The organism is Marinimicrobium sp. UBA4509, assembly GCF_002388575.1.
GTDB lineage: Bacteria > Pseudomonadota > Gammaproteobacteria > Pseudomonadales > Cellvibrionaceae > Marinimicrobium > Marinimicrobium koreense.
In genome coordinates, this window is sequence record NZ_DGMV01000060.1 from 69,397 (window position 1) to 71,782 (window position 2,386).

Below are 2,386 nucleotides of genomic sequence, written 5' to 3' on the forward strand. Positions count from 1 at the left end.
CGGTTTCCCGGCTCCACCAGCGCCAGACGGCACGCCCGGGTTTGATGTAATCCGTCTCGGCAAACAGTGACTCATCCGGTGCCGGGTTGAGGTTCGTGATCAGATCCGAATTAACCAGTGCGTCGAGGTTTTCCCCTAACATCGTGACTCGCCACGGAGTGACTGTCGCCCCATCCATCGCCCCGTCCGCGGTGTCCACGGAAAACCCACGCTCGCCCTCGGTAAAATCCGCTTGGACCCGGCGCTGGCCGAGAGCCCGCAACCGCATGCCACTGTAGTTATAGAGCGCCGCTTCGGTCAGTACCGCGTACCCTTGGTGCTCCGGAAGCTCTACCACAAGTGGCGGCCCCTGCACGGGCCCGTTCGCCGACACCGCCGGGAGTTCATTCACAGTGGTTTTCAACCATTCACCCGCGTAGGTTTTCAGCTTCCAGTCCGAGTCACGCTCGAAGTACCACACGTCGCTGTTCTCCGGCAGCGTCCAGCTGGACTGCTCGCCGTTCACAGTAACGGTTGATGCGTCTGATTGAGGAATCACGTAGCGGTAGGCAAAGCCGTCATTATAAGCCCGCAGCTGCAAATACCAGTGTGCCTGTGAAGGCGATTGCAGGGTCATCATAGCCTCACGGTAATGGTTGTGCGCCACCGAATGAACACCGAGTACTGGATACTGATGATGTACCTGCTTTATCTCGACGCTTTCAATCGACGCATGTCGGCCCAGCGACTGCCCCTCCACGGTAATGCCCAGCGGGGAGGGCTGAATAACGCGGTGACGATTGAAGTCCACCTGATAGTACAACTGGCTACCCTGCATAAAGACCTCTCCCTGCACAGTCCCGCTCGGACTGGCAAGCAAGACCCCGGTGCTTTCAGGATGTTCCGCGTTGCTCAGACACGGTACACAGAAAGGAAGCCACAGCAGCCAGGTCAAGTATTGTCTCTTTTTTAAGATCATCACAGACTCTCCTAATTCAGTTAGCGCTTGCGGTATCGTCCGCTGACAGTTCCAGCGTGCGCAGTCCATAAGCGGGAATGGTGACCGTCGCGGGTGGGGTCGTTGACGGATCTGACAAGGGCGCACCATCCTGATCGAGGAACTGGGTTCGAATCGCTTCACGGCCTAACAATGGTGTGTTATTTACTTCCACCTGCGCAGTTTGCGGCTCATCGTCATTGTTCAGAAGAAACACAAACAAGCGTTTTCCGTCGTTGGACAGCGCCATATAAAAATCGACGTAGGGATTATCGCTGTTCACACTATCGTGCCGAAGCATCAGAGACGCCTGAGTGCCATAGACGTAACCGGGTGCAAAGCCGTAACTTTGGTGCGGTCCGACCTTCGGTGTCACAAAGCCACGGGGAAACTGTATTTGACCGCCCGAGCGAAGCTCGGCTTCGGCGAGCAGATAGTCGGTGATCCAGCCAATCTGCCACCAGGCGTGATGCGGAAAAGCACCGGGGCCCGCGTCCATCGCCTGCCAGTAGTACGACACGGTGCTGGTGTCCGGGTCGACGAAGGCATCACGGCCCAGCGCGGCGGCACGCGCCATGTGCAAGTACAATGTTTCGCCAGTGAGCTGGTACATCCGTACAAACAGTCCGGCGTGGCTGGCCAACAAAATGGGGCCGTTGTCATTGGCCGAGCCAATGCCCCCGCCATGTTCGTTGCTGAGCCCCACCTGGGAGATCTCCCAATCCTCCCGACCCACGCCATGAACGTTTTTTCCTGTCGTGTCCGGAACCGGGTGCGTATAAATAGACTGGGTATAAAACTGTGTCGCGCGCTTGGCGGCGTCCAAATAGCGCGTCTCGTCAGTCAGCTCATAGAGGTCCAGTAACGCCTGCGCACTTTGACCGGTAGCGAAGTCAGGCACAAACCGATTGTCCCCACACACACCCAGAAAATGTCCCGTATTGACCGCGTTCTGGATGTACCAGTCCGCCCCGTTCTGTGCCGCACGTAGATAACGCTCATCGCCGAGAATCCGATACGCTACCACCAGTCCGTAAAAGGTCGGACGCAAGTCTTCCAGCTCGGTGAACAGCGGTTTTTCGCTGGTATGATCATAGGCGACCGCCCAGTTTCCCCCAGGCTTCTGCCAGGCCAACAGCCGTTCGGCACCATCGCGCAAACGCTGTTTTAGCGCCTCATCGTCGGGTTCAAAGAGCAAGATATTGCCAATATCCACGAGTGTGTAATAGGTAATGGCGATGGGTTCAACGTAGTCGCCCCACTCTTCGGTGAAGGTTTCTCTTTTCGAGAGAAAATACTGACCTTTGGCCGCGCCGTGATAGAACCCAGGCTCGGATTGCTGCTGCAACAGTTTGAAGTTTCTCGCGTACGGCAGCCGGGTTTCCTTCAGCACCGGGTCATCCATAATAG

The 2,386-nt window shown here is 56.9% G+C and carries 2 protein-coding genes; both read right to left on the reverse strand.

What is annotated here, in order from left to right:
- Positions 1–958 (reverse strand): glycoside hydrolase family 97 N-terminal domain-containing protein (locus B3520_RS11660; RefSeq protein ID WP_286876101.1); only part of this gene is annotated, 958 nt, incomplete at its 3' end.
- A 16-nt stretch (positions 959–974) separates the two neighbouring features.
- Positions 975–2,386 (reverse strand): beta-L-arabinofuranosidase domain-containing protein (locus B3520_RS11665; RefSeq protein WP_286876102.1); only part of this gene is annotated, 1,412 nt, incomplete at its 5' end.